22 protein-coding genes are annotated in these 19,427 nt (G+C 60.5%); 18 read left to right on the top strand and 4 right to left on the bottom strand.

Annotated elements, in window-relative coordinates:
• Positions 1–30 precede the first annotated feature (30 nt).
• From ACIQUS_RS04100 to ACIQUS_RS04090, 3 genes are all read right to left on the bottom strand, one after another.
• Positions 31–984, bottom strand: a complete 954-nt coding sequence (locus tag ACIQUS_RS04100) for a hypothetical protein (RefSeq protein WP_403043234.1) — start codon at positions 982–984, stop codon at positions 31–33.
• Positions 985–1,002: 18 nt separating this feature from the next.
• A complete protein-coding gene (locus ACIQUS_RS04095; protein ID WP_403043232.1) occupies positions 1,003–2,718 on the bottom strand; it encodes a proline--tRNA ligase in 1,716 nt (571 codons plus the stop codon).
• 172 nt (positions 2,719–2,890) lie between these two features.
• Entirely contained in the window at positions 2,891–4,162 is a 1,272-nt protein-coding gene (locus ACIQUS_RS04090) for an OprD family porin (protein WP_403043229.1), read from the bottom strand.
• Positions 4,163–4,979: 817 nt separating this feature from the next.
• On the opposite strand from ACIQUS_RS04090, the gene ACIQUS_RS04085 reads away from it, so the two are divergent.
• Together ACIQUS_RS04085 and ACIQUS_RS04080 are read left to right on the top strand one after the other, a co-directional pair.
• Positions 4,980–5,405 carry an HIT family protein gene (locus tag ACIQUS_RS04085; RefSeq protein ID WP_403043226.1) on the top strand — a complete coding sequence of 142 codons (426 nt, stop codon included), beginning with the start codon at positions 4,980–4,982 and terminating at the stop codon, positions 5,403–5,405.
• A gap of 3 nt (positions 5,406–5,408) precedes the next feature.
• Complete coding sequence (locus ACIQUS_RS04080; protein ID WP_403043223.1) at positions 5,409–5,615, top strand: SlyX family protein; 207 nt, start codon at positions 5,409–5,411, stop codon at positions 5,613–5,615.
• A 69-nt stretch (positions 5,616–5,684) separates the two neighbouring features.
• On the opposite strand, the gene ACIQUS_RS04075 is transcribed toward ACIQUS_RS04080, so the two are convergent.
• Positions 5,685–6,272: a cold shock domain-containing protein membrane protein gene (locus ACIQUS_RS04075; protein ID WP_403043220.1), complete on the bottom strand. Its 588-nt coding sequence runs from the start codon at positions 6,270–6,272 to the stop codon at positions 5,685–5,687.
• 320 nt (positions 6,273–6,592) lie between these two features.
• Between ACIQUS_RS04075 and ACIQUS_RS04070 the strand changes: the two genes are divergently transcribed.
• From ACIQUS_RS04070 to queE, 16 genes are all read left to right on the top strand, one after another.
• Complete coding sequence (locus ACIQUS_RS04070; RefSeq protein WP_285862596.1) at positions 6,593–7,066, top strand: Dps family protein; 474 nt, start codon at positions 6,593–6,595, stop codon at positions 7,064–7,066.
• A gap of 245 nt (positions 7,067–7,311) precedes the next feature.
• Positions 7,312–7,641 (top strand): ribbon-helix-helix domain-containing protein, encoded by a 330-nt coding sequence (locus ACIQUS_RS04065; RefSeq protein ID WP_403043217.1) that lies wholly within the window; start codon positions 7,312–7,314, stop codon positions 7,639–7,641.
• Between the two features lie 93 nt (positions 7,642–7,734).
• Entirely contained in the window at positions 7,735–7,956 is a 222-nt protein-coding gene (locus ACIQUS_RS04060; RefSeq protein WP_285862594.1) for a zinc ribbon domain-containing protein, read from the top strand.
• A 94-nt stretch (positions 7,957–8,050) separates the two neighbouring features.
• Positions 8,051–9,826: an aspartate--tRNA ligase gene (gene aspS / locus ACIQUS_RS04055; RefSeq protein WP_403044597.1), complete on the top strand. Its 1,776-nt coding sequence runs from the start codon at positions 8,051–8,053 to the stop codon at positions 9,824–9,826.
• 122 nt (positions 9,827–9,948) lie between these two features.
• On the top strand, positions 9,949–10,695 hold the full coding sequence (locus ACIQUS_RS04050; protein WP_403043215.1) for a YebC/PmpR family DNA-binding transcriptional regulator: 747 nt from the start codon (positions 9,949–9,951) through the stop codon (positions 10,693–10,695).
• Between the two features lie 116 nt (positions 10,696–10,811).
• Complete coding sequence (ruvC, locus tag ACIQUS_RS04045) at positions 10,812–11,336, top strand: crossover junction endodeoxyribonuclease RuvC (RefSeq protein ID WP_403043212.1); 525 nt, start codon at positions 10,812–10,814, stop codon at positions 11,334–11,336.
• Positions 11,337–11,444: 108 nt separating this feature from the next.
• Positions 11,445–12,053, top strand: coding sequence for a Holliday junction branch migration protein RuvA (ruvA, locus tag ACIQUS_RS04040; RefSeq protein WP_403043210.1), 609 nt, complete (start codon positions 11,445–11,447; stop codon positions 12,051–12,053).
• Positions 12,054–13,109, top strand: coding sequence for a Holliday junction branch migration DNA helicase RuvB (gene ruvB / locus ACIQUS_RS04035; RefSeq protein WP_403043207.1), 1,056 nt, complete (start codon positions 12,054–12,056; stop codon positions 13,107–13,109). It abuts the gene before it with no gap.
• 125 nt (positions 13,110–13,234) lie between these two features.
• Positions 13,235–13,690: a tol-pal system-associated acyl-CoA thioesterase gene (ybgC, locus tag ACIQUS_RS04030; protein ID WP_285862586.1), complete on the top strand. Its 456-nt coding sequence runs from the start codon at positions 13,235–13,237 to the stop codon at positions 13,688–13,690.
• A gap of 2 nt (positions 13,691–13,692) precedes the next feature.
• Complete coding sequence (gene tolQ, locus ACIQUS_RS04025) at positions 13,693–14,388, top strand: protein TolQ (RefSeq protein WP_285862585.1); 696 nt, start codon at positions 13,693–13,695, stop codon at positions 14,386–14,388.
• A gap of 14 nt (positions 14,389–14,402) precedes the next feature.
• The gene (tolR, locus tag ACIQUS_RS04020; protein WP_065761580.1) at positions 14,403–14,855 is read left to right on the top strand and encodes a protein TolR; all 453 of its coding nucleotides are present in this window, start codon (positions 14,403–14,405) and stop codon (positions 14,853–14,855) included.
• Positions 14,855–15,928, top strand: a complete 1,074-nt coding sequence (tolA, locus tag ACIQUS_RS04015) for a cell envelope integrity protein TolA (protein WP_403043201.1) — start codon at positions 14,855–14,857, stop codon at positions 15,926–15,928. The genes tolR and tolA overlap by 1 nt, the downstream gene beginning before the upstream one ends.
• Positions 15,929–15,975: 47 nt before the next feature.
• The gene (tolB, locus tag ACIQUS_RS04010; RefSeq protein ID WP_403044594.1) at positions 15,976–17,226 is read left to right on the top strand and encodes a Tol-Pal system beta propeller repeat protein TolB; all 1,251 of its coding nucleotides are present in this window, start codon (positions 15,976–15,978) and stop codon (positions 17,224–17,226) included.
• Positions 17,227–17,278: 52 nt separating this feature from the next.
• Complete coding sequence (pal, locus tag ACIQUS_RS04005) at positions 17,279–17,776, top strand: peptidoglycan-associated lipoprotein Pal (RefSeq protein ID WP_028943075.1); 498 nt, start codon at positions 17,279–17,281, stop codon at positions 17,774–17,776.
• 6 nt (positions 17,777–17,782) lie between these two features.
• Positions 17,783–18,616, top strand: coding sequence for a tol-pal system protein YbgF (ybgF, locus tag ACIQUS_RS04000; protein WP_403043197.1), 834 nt, complete (start codon positions 17,783–17,785; stop codon positions 18,614–18,616).
• A 159-nt stretch (positions 18,617–18,775) separates the two neighbouring features.
• Positions 18,776–19,423 carry a 7-carboxy-7-deazaguanine synthase QueE gene (queE, locus tag ACIQUS_RS03995; RefSeq protein WP_285862580.1) on the top strand — a complete coding sequence of 216 codons (648 nt, stop codon included), beginning with the start codon at positions 18,776–18,778 and terminating at the stop codon, positions 19,421–19,423.
• The last annotated feature ends 4 nt before the right edge of the window (positions 19,424–19,427 follow it).

Raw genomic sequence — 19,427 nt, 5'->3', positions numbered from 1 at the left:
GCTGGCGTTTTTTCAGGGGGGTACGGCCAATCAGTGGATGCCGGGGTCGGCGACCAGGCGACCGGCGTTCTTGGTCAGCGACTGCAGGAACTCCTGTTGCAGCTCCGGATCGTTGCGGGTCAGCTCGATCAGGCTCTGTTCCAGTTCGCTGGCTTCCTCTTCCAGGCCCAGTTCGGACAGGCGCTTGACCCGATGGACCCACTGGCTCACTTCATCGTCTTCCAGATCGTCGAAGATCAGCTCGTGGGCTTCCACCAGTTTTCCGCGCAAGGCGCTGCTGACCAGCAGGCTGGCGTCGCCACGCACGTTGTTGTCTTCATCGGCGATCTGCAGGTGCAGGGTGCCGACATGGGTCATGTTCTGCTCGGCGAACGGACTGTCGAGCAGGTTCAGGCGCAGTATGCCGTTGCGGTCAGTGCTCAGCGTATGGTTGACCTTGCCGGCCTTGACCTCCACCGGGCGGTCGCTCCACGGCAGGCTGGTGTACTCCTGGCGCTTGTCCTTCTGCACTTCGGTGATCCCGGCAAGGTTCTGCTGGGCACGTCCGTTGGACTGGGCATTCATGAACGGGTTGAGGCCATCGACGCCATAGTTCAACCAGCCACGGGTGACGCTTTCGGGCAGGTTACCCAGGGCGAAGACGTTGACCACATTGGCCCCGACCCCGGCGACCACGGCCACCGCCCCCAAGGGAATCTCGTAGACTTCCCGCCAGGGTTGGTAGGGCGTGTAGCGATCATAACGACGGGTGACTTCGAACTCGGTGACCTCGAAGTGCTTCTGTTCGTGGATGCGCACACGCCGTTGGGGCAGTTCGAGTACCTTGGGGTCCCCGACATCGATCTGCAGGCTGTGTTCGAGCAGCTTGCGCTCGATGCGTTCCTCATGCTCGCTACGCTGAGACATCTGGTTGGCGCAACCGCTGAGCAACAGGGCGCCGCACAGTGCGGCGCCCCCCAGGCTATAGGTACTTCGCTTGAACATGATTACTCTTGCGTTGGCTTAGCGACGAATGCGGGCTTGCAGGAACGACAGCACCTCGGCCAGTGGCAGTGGCTGTGCGTCACGCTCGGTACGGTGCTTGTATTCCAGGTTGCCATCGGCAAGGCCGCGGTCGCTGACGACGATGCGGTGCGGAATGCCGATCAGCTCCATGTCGGCGAACTTGATCCCCGGGCTGGTCTTCTTGTCGCGGTCGTCCAGCAGCACCTCGAAACCGGCAGCGGTCAGCTCGGCATAGAGCTTGTCGGTGGCTTCGCGTACCTGCTCGGTTTCGTAACGCAGCGGTACCAGGGCGATCTGGAACGGGGCCAGGGTATCGCTCCAGATGATGCCGTTGTCGTCGTAGTTCTGCTCGATGGCCGCAGCCACCACGCGGGACACGCCGATACCGTAGCAACCCATGCTCAGGGTCACCGGCTTGCCGTTCTCGCCCAGTACCTGGCACTTGAGTGCCTCGCTGTACTTGGTGCCGAGCTGGAAGATATGCCCGACTTCGATGCCGCGCTTGATCATCAGGGTGCCCTGGCCATCCGGGCTTGGGTCGCCTTCGACAACGTTGCGCAGGTCGGCGACCTGTGGAACCGGCAGGTCGCGCTCCCAGTTGACGCCGAAGTAGTGCTTGTCATCGATGTTGGCGCCGATGCCGAAGTCGCTCATCAGGGCGACCGAGCGGTCGATGATGCACGGCAGCGGCAGGTTCAGCGGGCCGAGCGAGCCTGCGCCAGCGCCGATGGCGGTGCGCAGTTCCTCGTCGGTGGCCATGACCAGCGGGCTGGCGACTTCTGGCAGGTTGGCGGCCTTGATTTCATTGAGCTCGTGGTCGCCACGGACGATCAGGGCAATCAGCTTGCCCTCTTCGGCGGCGTGGACGATCAGGGTCTTGACGGTCTTCTCGATCGCCAGGCCGTAGTTTTCCACCAGCTGGGTGATGGTCTTGGCGTCCGGGGTGTCGACCAGGCGCAGCTCTTCGGTCGGCGCCAGGCGTACGGTTTCCCGTGGAATGGCCTCGGCCTTCTCGATGTTGGCGGCGTAGTCGGAGCTGTCGCTGAAGATCACATCGTCTTCACCGGACTCGGCCAGTACATGGAATTCGTGGGAGTAGCTGCCGCCGATGGAGCCGGTATCGGCTTGCACCGGACGGAAGTCCAGGCCCAGGCGGGTGAAGATGTTGCTGTAGGCCAGGTGCATGCGGTCGTAGGTTTCCTGCAGGGAAGCCTGGTCGGCATGGAAGGAGTAGGCGTCCTTCATGATGAACTCGCGACCACGCATCAGGCCGAAGCGCGGACGGATCTCGTCACGGAACTTGGTCTGGATCTGGTACATGTTCACGGGCAGCTGTTTATAGCTGTTGAGCTCGTTGCGGGCGAGGTCGGTGATGACCTCTTCGTGGGTCGGGCCCACGCAGAATTCGCGACCGTGGCGGTCCTTGAGGCGCAGCAGCTCCGGACCGTACTGTTCCCAGCGGCCCGATTCCTGCCACAGTTCGGCAGGCTGGATGGCCGGCATCAGCACTTCAAGGGCACCGGCGGCGTTCATTTCCTCGCGGACCACGGCTTCGACCTTGCGCATTACCCGCAGGCCCATCGGCAGCCAGGTGTACAGGCCGGAGGCGAGCTTGCGGATCATGCCGGCGCGCAGCATGAGCTGATGGCTGATGACCACCGCGTCGGACGGGGTTTCTTTCAGGGTAGCGAGCAAATATTGACTGGTGCGCATGGTAGGCCGTTGTCGGTTGCTTAAGACTTTAAAATGACCCCGCATTGTACGGGGGCGATTCGGTGGCGTACAGGATGCCGGAGCACGAAGGCGTTGTCAGCCCGAATTGCGGCAAAGAAAAAGCCCGGCAATGCCGGGCTCTTTCGTACTGGGGATACTGAAAGCCCGGGGCTTACAGGATGCTCAGCGGGTACTCGACGATCAGACGCAGTTCGTCGATCGAAGGCGATCCGTAGTACACGCCGTCGCCGGAGCGATAGGTGGCCTGACGAACGCGGAAGCTCAGGTCCTTGGCTGCGCCTTCTTGCAGGACGTACTTGATGTCTACGTCGCGTTCCCATTCCTTACCGTCGGTGGTGCCTGCGACGTTGGCGTCGTCACCACGAACGTAACGGGTCATGAAGGTCAGGCCTGGAACGCCGTAGCTGGCGAAGTTCAGGTCGTAGCGAGCCTGCCAGGATTTTTCGTCTTCCTGGTTGAAGTCGGAACGGGCCACGGAGTTGGCCAGGAAGATGGAGCCGCCACCGTCGATGCCGTAGGCGTAGTCACCGTCACCGGAAACAGCCTGGTAGGCCAGGGTGAAGGTGTGAGCGCCGATGTTGTAGGCACCGGAGAAGCTGTACGCGGTGTTGTCCAGCTTGGTTTCACCGTCGAAGGTGCGGACGTTGCCGGCGCCATCGCTCTTGGTGTCATAGATGTTGAAGTCGAAGACCAGGCCTTGCTCGTCATTGATCGGCAGTGCCCAGTTGATGTTGCCGTACCATTTGCGCCAGAAGTCTTCTACTTTCGAGTAGTACACGCTGGTGCTCAGGGTGTCGGTGATGGCGTAGGTGCCACCGGCCACGTCGGCTTTCTTCAGGTGGAAGCTGTCGCGGTTGGTCTCTTCCTGGGCGGTCAGGCTGGTGAAGTGACCGGCGTGCAGGGTCAGGCCCTTGATCTCGTTGCTGGTGATCAGGGAGCCCTGGGCGATTTCCGGCAGCAGGCGGCTGTCGTCGGTCGCGAAGACTGGCAGTGCGGTGAACTGGTCGCCCACTTTCAGCACGGTGTCGGAGATGCGGAATTTAACGGCGCCGCCGGCTTTGGAGTAGTCGTCCTGCGAACGGCCGTCAGAACCGGTAGGGAACAGGCCGGTGCCGGCACGGCCCTTGCCGCTGTCCAGTTTCAGGCCGAGCATGCCGATGGCATCGGCGCCGACGCCGATGATGCCCTGGGTGTAGCCCGACTCGTAGGTACCGACGAAGCCCAGGCCGGTTTCTTCACGGCGGCTTTGGGTGTCGCTCGGGTTGTTACGGAAGTCGCGGCTGAAATACAGCATGCGGGTCTTGACGTTGAGTTTGCTGTCTTCGAGGAAGCCCTTGGACTCGTCCTGGGAAGAGGCTACTGCCATCTGCGAGGTGCCTGCTGCAACAGCCAGGGCGATCATGCTCCACTTCATCACGCGCATCGTGACTTGCTCCTTTGGTTTTTAGGAAGAGTACTGCCGTCGCCGATTGGTTTTTTTATGCGGCGCGGCTCTTTCTTTTTGTGTCGGCGGGAATGTATATCACGCTGACTGTAGTTGGCGATATGGGGGAAAAGATCCTTTCGGTAACTTTACGGTCATGTCGCTAACTGTTATGTCCTTGTCGCAAATCACGTCCCGGTTTTACGGGCCGTGCAACTCCAGCGCTGTTCCGGACGGCGTAAGGGTAGAAAAAAACGATCTAACCCCCTGCTGTCTACGGAACTCCCTGGTACCCCATGCAGCTGTTGTTATTTTTGTCGCGCTTCACCGCATCGATGCAGGTGTCGTGCCGACTGTGGTCGATGAGAAAGCAAAAAGCGTGCACAAAGCCTGTGGTGGTTCACGTTTTTTTCACGTTTGACCGGCAAAAAAGGCGGCATCCGTCGCAAAACCGGGGGGCTAAGATCGATTGGTTCGCCAAGGCGATGCAGGCTGGAATAAGCGTAAAACCTGCCTTGATGGTCAAAGCGTTACCGTCGTGCGCGCTACCTGTGTAGTTTGCGGATATTCGCGGTGCCAGGTGCTCGATGAGGGCCTCATTTTGGTGCGAAAAGTAGCATTTTGTTACCTGACCGCCTGTTGCAGGCGTTTGTGGCTGGAGGCGATGCAAATGAGAGTCAGTCCAGCGTGATACCTCTTTCTTTGAAGGTCGACGATGCTCGTGCGCGTGAACGGAGGTATCCTGCAAGCATGGGGCTCGCGTTGGCAGCTTAGTTGCGCGCGGACCAAGTATTAAATAGTTGTAGGAGATTTCTCAGTGTTTGCTCTGGATCCGCGTCTTCAGGAAGATACCTTCGTCATCGGGGAATTCCCTCTGTGTCAGTTGTTGCTGAGCAAGGACGCCAACTACCCCTGGTTTATCCTGGTGCCACGGCGCGCCGATATCAGCGAATTGTTTCAACTAGATGACAAGGATCAGGCGCAACTCTGGAAAGAAACCACCTTCCTGGCTGAAACCCTCAAAGACAGTTTTGCCGCGGACAAGATGAATGTGGCAACCCTGGGTAACGTCGTCAGCCAGTTGCACATGCATGTCATCGTTCGTCGGCGCACCGATCCGGCCTGGCCTGCTCCGGTGTGGGGCAACAAGCCGGCAACCGCCTATGCCGCCGAGCAGGTCGAGGTCATCCGTGCACGGCTCAAGACGGTGCTCGATGATGATTTCACATTCACCGAGGTGTGAGACATGACCCTTGAAGCGCGGGTAATGGAGCTGGAGAGCCGCCTGGCTTTCCAGGACGATACGTTGCAGGCCCTCAATGACGTGCTGGTCGATCAGCAGCGGGTGGTCGAGCGACTACAGATGCAGATGGCGGCATTGCTCAAGCGCTATGAGGAAATGGCCGGGCAATACCAGAGCGGCGAGGAAGAGGCGCCGCCGCCTCATTACTGAAAGGTGCTGCCTCAAGGCACAAAAAAACCGCGAACGCCCAGGCGTCGCGGTTTTTTTATGGGCGGGCGATCAGCGGCGGGGCGCGGCGATCACGTCCTCGGCCTGCAGGCCCTTGTCGCGGTTCATCACCGAGAACTCCACGCGCTGGCCTTCGACCAGTACACGGTGGCCTTCGCCGCGAATGGCGCGAAAGTGCACGAAGATGTCATCGCCCGAATCCCGGGAGATGAAGCCGAAGCCCTTGGAGGTGTTGAACCACTTGACCGTACCGGTATCGCGGTTGCTCATGTCGTACTGGGTGTGCTGGCTGCGGGTGCTGCCGGTTTTCATGAAGCCGGCGATCAGGTGCAGGACCACGGCCAGCAGGGTGCAGCCCAGGGCAGGCAGGTTGCCCAGCTCCGGACGTGCCAGCAGGGTCAGGGTCTGCAGGATCACGGCCAGCACCAGCAGTACGCTGGACAGGCGTTGCAGGTGCAGGCGTGCGCCTTTGTAGTGCTGGGGGACTACGGGGGCAAGCACCAGGTTGAGCAGGCCGAACAGCGCCAGGTAAACGGCTTCCGGTTGCTGCAGTAGCGGCGTTGCATCGGTTCTCAGGCTGGGTATGAAGGACAGCAGCAAGGCTGCAGCGCCCGTCAACAGGTGGACGATCTTGAACATTGGGTTGGCTCACATTGATAAGGCAAATCACAGGAAGAGCTGACGTCACGGCGCGCAGTGGTTCAATAAACGCAAAAACGTGAGAAGAAGGTCAGCCTATGCGCCCCTGCGCTGACTATCGTCAGAGGCGGCACCTTGCTATTTAACAGCAAAGCCCCGGGCTTCTCAAATGATCGGCAAGCCGCGTGTCGCCTGCTTCGGCCAGCACCGGCGACGCCTGCAGCGTTTTGCCGCGGGCGTGAGGCTGCGGCAGTTGGCAAGTCTTGGTACAGTGGGAATTGCCTGCTTGATGATCAAGCATCATGGAAAGGGGAATCTACATGGCTATTGATATCGGTATTAGCGAAGAAGATCGCAAGTCCATTGTCGATGGGCTGTCGCGGTTGTTGTCGGATACCTATGTACTTTATCTGAAGACCCATAACTTTCACTGGAACGTGACCGGTCCCGCCTTCCGAACCTTGCACCTGATGTTCGAAGAGCAATATAACGAACTGGCCCTGGCGGTGGACTCCATTGCCGAACGTATTCGCGCCCTGGGTTTCCCGGCACCGGGTGCTTATTCCATCTATGCGCGCCTGTCTTCGATCAAGGAAGAGGAGGGTGTGCCACCGGCCGATGAAATGATCAAGCAACTGGTCGAAGGCCAGGAAGCCGTGACACGCACGGCTCGGAGCATCTTCCCGCTGGTCGACAAGGTCAGCGACGAACCTACGGCGGACCTGCTCACCCAGCGCATGCAAGTGCATGAGAAGACTGCCTGGATGTTGCGCGTGCTGCTCGAAGGCAAGTAGTTCCATTGTTTATCTGGTGAGCGTGAACTGGCGCCCGGGTGTTCGCATGCCCGGGCGTTATTGTTTATATAAGGAAGTCTTTCTTTCGTTACGCTATTCCATTTGACTTGCCGAGTAATCCTACGCCAAGAGTGAGTGCGTCTTCTGGAAACACCCTGTACTGCAGCGCTTTATTAGGGCATGTCCCTGGGCGAACCGATTCGCCCGGGTTGATTTCCCTGTTGGTCAAGGCGCGTGGTATTTGTATGTCTGCATGGATGAATCGCGAGGGGCGTGGGGCCGGGAAGCCCGGTAACGGTGGCATTGATCCGTTCGAGGCGAACTTCAACATGGGGCTGGCGCAGCCACTGTCCCGTTCGGTGCGCCTGAATGGCTTCGCCACGTGTCTGCGTCTCGAAGAAATCTACTGGCGGGTGCTGGAGCGCATCGCCCTGACGAACCAGTGCTCGGTCAATGCCCTGTTGTCCTACGTGGACCGTGAGGTACACCTGCGCCATGGCGGGGTGAAGAACTTTACCGGGCTGATCCGGGTGATCTGCGTGGTCTACCTGCTGGGTGCGCCAGTGTCACGCTAGTCGGTTGCCGGGCTGCACTGCACTCCTTAACCATATATAATCCCGCGCTTTACTGCCTGAAGCAGCCTGTGCTGTGGTTAACGAGACACGCCTATGCCCCTGTACGACTATCAATGTGCTTCCTGTGATCACCAGATGGAAGTCCTCCAGAAGATCAGCGCCGCGGCGTTGACCGATTGCCCGGCGTGTCAGCAGCCCGCGCTGAAGAAGATGATCTCTGCGCCAGGCTTTCGCCTGGGTGGCACGGGCTGGTACGAAACCGACTTCAAGACCGGGGCGAAAAAGAACCTCGCAGGCGGCGACAAGGCCGACTGAGTTGAATTGCACCGGCAGGGTCTTGCACTATTAGCCCTTTGTGGCGCCAAGGCCTCCACTGAACACACGAATGACGAGAAGCGAAACCACCATCATGATGCGCAGCCATTATTGCGGCCAACTGAACGAGAGCCTGGAAGGTCAGGAAATTACCCTTTGCGGATGGGTCCATCGTCGCCGCGACCACGGCGGGGTGATTTTCCTCGATATCCGTGACCGCGAAGGCATGGCCCAGGTCGTCTTCGACCCGGACCGCGCAGAAAGCTTCGCCGCCGCCGACCGCGTGCGCAGCGAGTATGTGGTGCAGATCACCGGCAAGGTGCGCCCACGCCCTGCTGGCGCGGTGAACGCCAACATGGCCTCCGGTGCCATCGAAGTGCTGGGTTACGAGCTGACCGTGCTCAACGAAGCGGAAACCCCGCCGTTCCCGCTCAACGAATTCTCCGATGTCGGCGAAGAAACCCGCCTGCGCTACCGCTTCATCGACCTGCGCCGTCCGGAAATGGCCGAAAAGCTGCGCCTGCGTTCGCGGATCACTTCCAGCATCCGTCGCTACCTGGACGAGAACGGCTTCCTCGACGTCGAAACGCCGATCCTCACCCGTGCCACCCCGGAAGGTGCGCGTGACTACCTGGTGCCGAGCCGTACCCACGCCGGCAGCTTCTTCGCCCTGCCGCAATCGCCACAGCTGTTCAAGCAGCTGCTGATGGTGGCCGGCTTCGACCGCTACTACCAGATTGCCAAGTGCTTCCGCGACGAAGACCTGCGCGCCGATCGCCAGCCGGAATTCACCCAGATCGACATTGAGACCAGCTTCCTCAATGAGTCCGAGATCATGGGCCTGACCGAAAACATGATCCGCAAGCTGTTCAAGGAAGTCCTGGACCTGGAGTTCGGCGAATTCCCGCACATGACCTTCGAAGAAGCCATGCGCCGCTACGGCTCCGACAAACCTGACCTGCGTATCCCGCTGGAACTGGTCGACGTTGCCGACCAGCTCAAGGACGTCGAGTTCAAGGTCTTCAGTGGCCCGGCCAACGATCCGAAGAGCCGTGTTGCCGCCCTGCGCGTGCCAGGTGGCGCGAGCATGCCGCGCAGCCGCATCGACGACTACACCAAGTTCGTCGGCATCTACGGTGCCAAGGGCCTGGCCTACATCAAGGTCAACGAACGCGCCAAAGGCGTCGAAGGTCTGCAGTCGCCAATCGTCAAGAACATCCCTGAGGCCAACCTCAACGTGATCCTCGATCGCGTCGGCGCGGTCGATGGCGACATCGTGTTCTTCGGCGCCGACAAGGCCAAGATCGTCAGCGAGGCGCTGGGCGCCCTGCGGATCAAGGTCGGTAACGATTTCAACCTGCACACCTGCGAGTGGGCACCGATGTGGGTCGTCGACTTCCCGATGTTCGAAGAGAACGACGACGGCAGCTTCACTGCGCTGCACCACCCGTTCACCGCGCCCAAGTGCACGCCCGAAGAGCTGGAGGCCAACCCGGCCACCGCGCTGTCGCGTGCCTACGACATGGTCCTCAACGGTACCGAACTGGGTGGCGGTTCGATCCGTATCCACCGCAAGGAAATGCAACAGGCGGTGTTCCGTCTGCTGGGTATTGAAGCGGCCGAACAGGAAGAGAAATTCGGCTTCCTGCTCGACGCCCTGAAGTTCGGCGCACCGCCGCACGGCGGCCTGGCCTTCGGCCTGGACCGTCTGGTCATGCTGATGACCGGCGCCCAGTCGATTCGTGAAGTCATCGCCTTCCCGAAAACCCAGAGTGCTGCCTGCGTCATGACCCAGGCCCCTGGCCTGGTCGATGCCAAGGCCCTGCGCGAGTTGCACATCCGCCTGCGCGAACAGCCCAAGGCTGAGTAAGCGGACCCCGGGCGCATCCACATGGATGCGCCTTTGCGTTCAGCGATACGGATTTTAAGGCCCCTGCCCGGACGTGTGCCTGGCAGGGGCGTGGCATTGTTTCAAAGGATTCGGAGTGCGTTATGGCAGGTCATTCCAAATGGGCAAACATCAAGCACCGCAAAGAGCGCCAGGATGCCAAGCGGGGCAAGATCTTCACCAAGTGGATTCGTGAGCTGACCGTCGCCGCCAAGCAGGGCGGTGGCGATCCAGCCTCCAACCCGCGTCTGCGCCTGGCCCTGGACAAGGCGCTGGGTGCCAACATGAGCCGCGACATCATCGATCGCGCGGTTGCCCGTGGTGCTGGCACCAACGAAGCCGACAACGTCGAAGAGCTCAGCTACGAAGGCTACGGTCCGGGTGGCGTGGCGATCATGGTCGAGGCCATGACCGACAACCGCAACCGTACCGCTGCGGCCGTGCGCCATGCCTTCAGCAAGTGCGGTGGCAACCTGGGCACCGATGGTTCGGTAGCCTACCTGTTCGAGCGCAAGGGGCAGATCAGCTTTGCCGCCGGCATCGACGAAGACGCACTGATGGAAGCGGCGATGGAAGCCGACGCTGACGACGTGGTCGGCAATGACGACGGTTCGTTCGATGTCTTCACCTCCTTCTCCAGCTTCTACGCCGTGCGCAACGCGCTGGAAGAGGCGGGCTTCAAGGCGGCGGACGCGGAAATCGTCATGCAGCCGACCACCAGTGCCGAACTGGACCTGGACGGTGCGCAGAAGGTGCTCAAGCTGATCGACATGCTCGAGGACCTGGACGACGTGCAGAACGTCTACTCCAATGCCGAGATTCCTGACGAAGTCATGGAAAAACTCGGCTAAGGTACAGCCCTGGCTGGTTTGAAGCCGGATCCACCTGCAGTCGCTCAGCGCTGCAAGCGGGTCCGGCTTCTGTCTTTGCAACGACGTGCAAACGCGTCATCTGATATGCAGGCGTTATGACTCTGATTCTTGGTATCGACCCTGGCTCGCGCATCACCGGCTATGGCGTGGTGCGCCAGGGCACGCGGGGCTGCGAATACGTGGCCTCCGGCTGCATTCGAACCGGTAGCGGCGAGTTGCCCGAGCGCTTGCAGATCGTTTTTCGCGGCGTGAGTGAAATCATTTCGCAGTACGGACCGGTGACCATGGGCATCGAGCGGGTCTTCATGGCGCGCAACGCCGACTCGGCGCTCAAGCTCGGCCAGGCTCGTGGGGCGGCCATCGTTGCGGCGGTGGAGGCGGGGCTGGAGATCGCCGAGTACAGTGCCACCCAGGTCAAGCAGGCGGTTGCCGGAACCGGTGGGGCCAACAAGGAACAGGTGCAGATGATGGTCATGCACCTGCTCAAGCTGACCCAGAAACCGCAGATCGACGCCTCCGATGCCCTGGCCATCGCCCTGTGCCACGCCCATACCCGTTCAAGCCTGGTGCCCCACGGCCTGGGCACGGCACGCCGGCGTAGCGGACGCTTGCGTCTCTGATAGCATCACGCACTGAAACAAATTTTGACCGGGCAATGCCATCGGCCATTGCATTTGCTGTTAGGGTTGGTCGGTCGCTTGCCGGCGCCCATGAGGAAGGATTGCAACGTGATTGGACGTTTGCGCGGTACGCTGGCTGAAAAACAGCCGCCGCACCTGATTGTCGATGTCAACGGCCTGGGCTATGAGCTCGAAGTGCCGATGACCACCCTGTATCGCCTGCCCAAGGTCGGCGAGGCGGTGACCTTGCATACCCACCTGGTGGTGCGCGAGGATGCCCATCTGCTGTATGGCTTCCATGAGAAGCGCGAGCGTGAGCTGTTCCGCGAGCTGATCCGCCTCAACGGCGTCGGCCCCAAGTTGGCCCTGGCGCTGATGTCGGGCCTGGATGCCGACGAACTGGTGCGCTGTGTGCAAGCCCAGGATACCTCGGCGCTGGTCAAGGTGCCGGGTGTCGGTAAAAAGACCGCCGAGCGCCTGCTGGTCGAGCTCAAGGACCGCTTCAAGGCCTGGGAAACCTCACCGGCCATGTTCGCCCTGGTGTCCGATGGGCCGTTGCCGCTGGCCACGGTCTCCACTGCCGAAGCCGATGCGGTCAGCGCGCTGGTTTCCCTGGGCTACAAGCCGCAGGAAGCCAGCAAGGCCGTGGCCGCAGTCGGGGTCAAGGGCCTGAGCAGCGAAGAGCTGATCCGTCGCAGCCTGAAGGGAATGATCTAAGTGATTGAAGCCGATCGACTGATAGCCGCCACCGGGCGCGACCGCGAAGAAGTCCAGGACCGGGCCATCCGTCCGCTGCGCCTGGCCGAATACATCGGCCAGCCTGTCGTGCGCGAACAGATGGCGCTGTTCATCCAGGCTGCCCGCGGGCGCAGCGAGTCCCTCGACCATACCTTGATCTTCGGGCCGCCGGGGCTGGGCAAGACCACCCTGGCCAATATCATTGCCCAGGAAATGGGGGTGTCGATCAAGAGCACCTCCGGGCCGATCCTCGAGCGTCCGGGCGATCTTGCGGCGCTGCTCACCAACCTCGAACCGCATGACGTGTTGTTCATCGACGAAATCCACCGTCTGTCGCCGGTCGTCGAGGAAGTGCTGTACCCGGCCATGGAAGACTTCCAGCTCGACATCATGATCGGCGAAGGGCCGGCGGCGCGCTCGATCAAGCTCGACCTGCCGCCTTTCACCCTGGTGGGCGCCACCACCCGTGCCGGCATGCTGACCAACCCGCTGCGCGACCGTTTCGGTATCGTCCAGCGCCTGGAGTTCTACAACACCGACGACCTGGCCACCATCGTCAGCCGTTCTGGCGGTATCCTTGGCCTGCCGATCGAAGACGAAGGTGCCTTCGAGATCGCCCGGCGCGCCCGTGGTACCCCGCGTATCGCCAACCGCCTGTTGCGTCGGGTGCGGGATTTTGCCGAAGTGCGTGGCAAGGGGCAGATCACCAAGTCGATCGCCGACATGGCGCTGAACCTGCTGGATGTCGACGAGCGTGGCTTCGATCACCAGGACCGGCGCCTGCTGCTGGCCATGATCGAGAAATTCGATGGCGGCCCGGTGGGCGTCGACAGCCTGGCGGCAGCCATCAGCGAAGAGCGCCATACCATCGAGGACGTGCTCGAGCCCTACCTGATCCAGCAGGGCTACATCATGCGCACGCCACGGGGCAGGGTGGTGACCCGCCACGCCTACCTGCATTTCGGCCTGAACATCCCCAATCGCCTTGGTGAATCGGCCGGCGGTGAAGGTTTTTCCGCACAGACCGATGAATGACAGATTTATCCAGCATTTTTGTGGTCCTATCGGCTGTCACGGAAGGACCACGCTGGCAATACGACATAATCGATGAAAAACAGTTGCCGGGGCGGATTGGCAAGCTGAGGAGTAAGCACTAGAGTATGCGCGCGCAAAATGGGCTAGAGCCGTTCGCACACCGTTGTCGGGTCTATTACGAGGACACCGATGCGGGCGGCGTGGTGTATTACGTCAATTACCTGAAATTCATGGAGCGTGCCCGCACCGAGCGGTTACGCGCGCTGGGCTTTGCCCAGTCGGCCTTGGCGCAGGAGAACCTGCTGTTCGTGGTCCACTCCAGCGAAGCGCGCTATCACGCGCCAGCGCGGCTGGACGACGAATTGCGGGTCACCGCGCAAGTGCTTGAATTGAACCGCGCCAGCCTGCGCTTCGTGCAGCAGGTCTGGCGCGAAAAAGATGCAACGCTGCTCTGCGAAGGGCAGTTCCTGGTGGCCTGTGTGCGCGCCGATACTTTCAAACCCCGGGCCATTCCCCAAGCGCTGCGAGCGGCCTTTGCCGAAGCGGGCGATCCGGGTACTCATTCAAATGCAGGAGATTAAGCGTGGAAGCTAACGTCGTCGACCATACCTCCATGTGGAGCTTGGTCAGCAATGCCAGCATCGTGGTACAGCTGGTGATGCTGACTCTGGTGGCCGCATCGGTAACGTCATGGATCATGATTTTCCAGCGCAGCACCATGCTGCGCGCAGGTCGTCGCGCCCTGGACAGCTTTGAAGAGCGTTTCTGGTCGGGTATCGACCTGTCCAAGCTGTACCGCCAGGCGGGCAGCAACCCTGATCCGGACTCGGGTGTCGAGCAGGTCTTTCGCGCCGGTTTCAAGGAATTCTCCCGCCTGCGCCAGCAGCCGGGTGTCGACCCGGATGCGGTCATGGAAGGCGTTGGCCGGGCCATGCGCGTCGCCATCTCCCGTGAGGAAGAAAAGCTCGAGCAGAGCCTGCCGTTCCTGGCCACCGTCGGTTCCACCAGCCCGTACATCGGCCTGTTCGGTACTGTCTGGGGCATCATGAACTCCTTCCGTGGCCTGGCCAGCGCCCAGCAAGCCACCCTGGCCACCGTTGCCCCGGGTATTGCCGAAGCACTGATCGCCACCGCCATCGGTCTGTTCGCAGCCATTCCAGCGGTCATCGCCTACAACCGCTTTGCTGCCCGCAGTGAAGTGCTGATCGGTCGTTACTACACGTTTGCCGACGAGTTCCAGGCCATCCTGCACCGCAAAGTGCACACCAGCGAAGAGTGATCAGGTAAAAGCCCATGGCCCGAGTTCGCCACAAACGCAAGCCGGTCGCCGAGATGAACGTGGTGCCCTACATCGACGTGATGTTGGTACTGCTGGTCATTTTCATGGTGACCGCACCGATGCTCAACCAGGGTGTGAAGGTTGACCTGCCCAAGGTTTCCAGCGAAGCCTTGCCGCAGGACAACAACGTCCAGGTCCTGACCATTTCGATCAAGGCTGACAAGACCTACTACTGGAACCTTGGCAGCGAAGTCGACACCGACAAGCAAATGGACAAGGCCATGACCTTGCCGCAAATGACCGACGCCGTGACCAAGATCATCGCCGCCGGACGTGACCAGGGCAAACAGACCCAGGTCTTCATCCGTGGCGACAAGTCCGTCGACTACGGCGCGGTCATGGGTGCCATGGGCGGGTTGCAGAAGGCAGGTGTCGGTAACGTTGGCCTGATTACCGAGGCGCCCTGATGCAACAGCGAGAGCCATCCGCCTCGGAAAGCTATTTCTGGCCCAGTGTCTGGGCCATTGCGCTGCACGTCCTGGTGTTCGCCATGCTGTTCGTCAGCTTTGCCTTCACCCCGGAACTGCCGCCGTCCAAGCCTATTGTCCAGGCGACGCTGTACCAGCTGAAGTCCAAGAGTCAGGCCACCACCCAGACCAATCAGAAGATTGCGGGTGAAGCGAAGAAAACCGCTTCGCGCCAGACCGAAGTCGAGCAGATGGAGCAGAAGAAGGTCGAGCAGCAGGCCGTGAAGGCTGCGGAACAAAAGAAAGAGGAAGCCGCTCAAAAAGCGGAAGAGGCACGCGCCGAAGCCGAGGCCAAGAAAGCCGAGGAAGCCAAGAAGGCTGACGAAGCGAAGAAGACCGCCGAGGCCAAGAAAGCCGAAGAAGCCAAGAAGGCTGCCGAGAAGCAGGCTGACATCGCCAAGAAGAAGGCCGAAGAGGAAGCCAAGAAAAAGGCTGAGGAAGAGGCCAAGAAACTGGCGGCTGAAGAAGCCAAGAAGCAAGCAGCCGAGGACGCCAAGAAGAAGGCGGCCGAGGACGCGAAGAAAAAAGCGGTGGCTGAAGAGGCGAAGAAAAAAGCCGCCGAAGAGGCCAAGAAGAAAGCTGCAGCAGATGCGGCCAAGAAGAAGGCACAGGATGCAGCCCGCAAGGCGGCGGAAGACAAGAAAGCCCAGGCCCTGGCCGAGCTTCTGTCCGACACCACCGAACGGCAGCAGGCCCTGGCTGACGAGCAGGGTGACCAGGTGGCCGGCGACTTCGACGACCTGATCCGTGCACGTGCGGCCGAAGGCTGGGCACGTCCACCTTCTGCACGCAAGAACATGACGGTGGTTCTGCAGATCGGCATGCTGCCCGATGGCACCATTACCTCGGTGAGCGTAGCCCGCTCAAGTGGCGATGGTCCGTTTGACAGTTCGGCAGTTGCCGCGGTCAAGAACATTGGTCGTTTAACCGAAATGCAGGGCTTGAAACCGAGCGAATTCAATCCCTATCGTTCATTCAAGATGACATTCACACCTGAGGATCTAGCCTTGTGATTAAACTTCTTCGAGGACTGCTGGTCGCGCTCTGCTGTGTAGCAGGCATGGCCGTGGCAGAAGAAAAGAACATCCTGGTCACCAGCGGCAGTGACCGAGCCACCCCGATCGCGGTCGTGCCTTTCGGCCTGCAGGGCGGTAGCGTGCTGCCTGAAGACATGGCTGACATCATCGGCAATGACCTGCGCAACTCCGGTTATTACTCGCCGATCCCGCGGCAGAACATGATCAGCCAGCCGAGCCAGGCCAGCGAAGTGATCTTCCGTGACTGGAAAGCCCTGGGCGCCCAGTACGTCATGGTCGGTAGCATCGTGCCTGCCGGCGGCCGCCTGCAGGTGCAGTACGCACTGTTCAACGTCGCCACCGAGCAGCAAGTGCTGACCGGCAGCGTTTCGGGCAGCGCCGACCAACTGCGCGACATGTCGCACTACATTGCCGACCAGTCGTTCGAGAAGCTCACCGGCATCAAGGGTGCATTCTCCACCCGCATGCTGTACGTGACCGCAGAGCGCTTCGGGGTCAACAATACCCGTTACACCCTGCAGCGTTCGGACTACGACGGTGCCCGTGCAGTGACCCTGCTGCAGTCCCGCGAGCCAATCCTGTCGCCACGCTTCGCCCCCGATGGCAAGCGCATCGCCTATGTGTCGTTCGAGCAGAAGCGTCCGCGCATCTTCGTCCAGCACATCGATACCGGCCGTCGTGAGCAGATCACCAACTTCGAAGGCCTCAACGGTGCACCAGCCTGGTCGCCGGATGGTTCGCGCCTGGCGTTCGTGCTGTCCAAGGACGGCAACCCGGACATCTACGTGATGAACATGGGTTCGCGTCAACTGTCGCGCGTGACTGCAGGTCCTGGCATCAATACCGAACCGTTCTGGGGTAAAGATGGTTCGACCATTTATTTCACTTCCGACCGCGGTGGCAAACCACAGATCTATAAAACCAGTGTTTCTGGTGGTGGTGCCGAACGTGTAACTTTCGTTGGTAACTACAATGCCAACCCTAAATTGTCGGCTGATGAAAAGACCCTGGTGATGATTCATCGTCAACAAGGTTTCACCAACTTCAAAGTGGCTGCTCAAGATTTGCAACGCGGCAGTGTAAAGATTCTCTCGGAAACAAGTCTTGATGAGTCTCCCACTGTTGCGCCAAACGGCACCATGCTAATCTACGCCACCCGCCAGCAGGGCCGGGGAGTCTTGATGCTCGTGTCCCTCAACGGACGCGTGAGGCTCCCGCTTCCTACCGCTCAAGGCGAAGTCAGAGAACCGTCCTGGTCCCCTTACCTGAACTGACGCGGCGCTTTACGTTTTACTTAACACACTGGGGTTCATTAGGAGTTTCACGATGGAAATGCTGAAGTTTGGTAAGTTTGCTGCGCTGGCCCTGGCCATGGCCGTGGCTGTAGGTTGCTCTTCCAAAGGCGGTGACGACGCAGGTCAAGGCGCTGTCGACCCGAACGCTGGTTACGGTGCCAACACTGGCGCTGTTGACGGCAGCCTGAGCGAAGAAGCAGCTCTGCGCGCAATCACCACCTTCTACTTCGAATACGACAGCTCGGACCTGAAACCAGAAGCCATGCGCGCTCTGGACGTTCACGCCAAGGACCTGAAAGGCAACGGCGCTCGCGTCGTCCTGGAAGGCAACACCGACGAGCGTGGTACTCGCGAATACAACATGGCTCTGGGCGAGCGTCGTGCGAAAGCCGTTCAGCGCTACCTGGTCCTGCAAGGCGTTTCTCCTGCCCAGCTGGAACTGGTTTCCTACGGCGAAGAGCGTCCAGTTGCTACCGGCAACGACGAGCAGTCCTGGGCTCAGAACCGTCGCGTCGAACTGCGTAAGTAATTCGATATGCGAATTTGCCGTCGTGCTGTAACCGTCCTGGCGCTCAGCCTGCCCCTGGTGGCATTGGCTGAGGTTCCTGTTGTTGATGACAACGCTGGCTATAGCGGCGCAAGCAGCTATCCGCCATCGGGTTATGGTACGAACGGCGCCTATGCCGGGGGAGGGGTTACGGCCCCTGCCTCGGCACAGGGTCAGCTGTTCCTGCAACTGCAGCAGATGCAGGAGCAGATTGCGCGTCAACAAGGCATTATCGAAGAGCTGCAGAATGATGTAGCCCGCATGAAACAGGAAAGCCTGGAGCGATACCAGGACCTGGATCGGCGTATTGGAAGCGGTGTTGCACCTGCCGCCACTCCTACCAATTCTCCTGCCGGTGGCGAAGCCGCCGGTGCCGCTGCAGGCGCGGCTGCCGGTGCTGCCGGTGCTGCCGCAGGCCAGGCTGCAGCCAGCAGCGAACCTGGCGATCCGGCCAAAGAAAAGCTCTACTACGATGCTGCTTTCGACCTGATCAAAGCCAAGGATTTCGACAAGGCCAGCCAGGCGTTCAACGCCTTCCTGCGCAAGTACCCCAATAGCCAGTACGCCGGCAATGCCCAGTACTGGCTGGGTGAAGTGAACCTGGCCAAAGGTGACCTGCAAGCTGCAGGGCAAGCCTTCGCCAAGGTCAGCCAGCTGTATCCCAAGCACAACAAGGTGCCGGATTCGCTGTACAAGCTGGCCGATGTGGAGCGCCGCCTGGGGCATACCGACCGGGTCAAGGGCATCCTGCAACAGGTGGTCACCCAGTACCCCGGTACCTCGGCTGCTCAACTGGCCCAGCGGGACCTGCAGAAGCTCTGATCCCGCCGCTTTGAAGAAACCCGCGCTTGTCGCGGGTTTTTTCGTTACAATCTCTGCCCTTTTTATTGATGCACGCTGTATCGAACTACGCGATGCCGGGTTCGCTGCAGTGCCTGACGGAGGCGGACAGCCTGTTTAGCTGTTACGCCCGTGGCGACTATGCAAGACACATTACGTATTACCGAAGTTTTTTACTCGTTGCAGGGTGAAACGCGAACCGCTGGGCTGCCCACGGTATTTGTCCGTCTCACCGGCTGCCCGCTGCGCTGCCAGTATTGCGACAGCGAATACGCCTTCAGCGGCGGCAGCATCCGCACCCTGGACTCCATCCTCGAGCAGGTCGCCGGCTTCAAGCCGCGTTATGTCTGCGTCACCGGGGGTGAGCCACTGGCCCAACCCAACGCCATTCCACTGCTCGAGCAGCTGTGCGACGCCGGCTACGAGGTCTCGCTGGAGACCAGCGGTGCCCTGGACATTTCCAGGGTCGATGCCCGGGTCAGCCGTGTCGTCGACCTGAAGACGCCAGGCTCCGAGGAAGCGCACCGTAACCGTTACGAGAACATCGAGCTGCTGACCCCCAACGATCAGGTCAAGTTCGTCATCTGTTCTCGCCAGGACTATGACTGGGCGGTGTCCAAACTCATTCAGTACGGTCTGGAAAAGCGCGCAGGCGAAGTGCTGTTCTCGCCAAGCCACCACCAGGTGAGCGCCACGGACCTGGCCGACTGGATCGTGGCCGATAATTTGCCCGTTCGCTTCCAGATGCAGTTGCACAAGCTGCTCTGGAACGACGAACCGGGACGCTGACAGG

This window comes from Pseudomonas sp. NPDC090755, assembly GCF_044769005.1.
GTDB lineage: Bacteria > Pseudomonadota > Gammaproteobacteria > Pseudomonadales > Pseudomonadaceae > Aquipseudomonas.
Note: the sequence above shows the minus strand (reverse complement) of the source record. Positions and strands in the feature narration are given on the sequence as shown.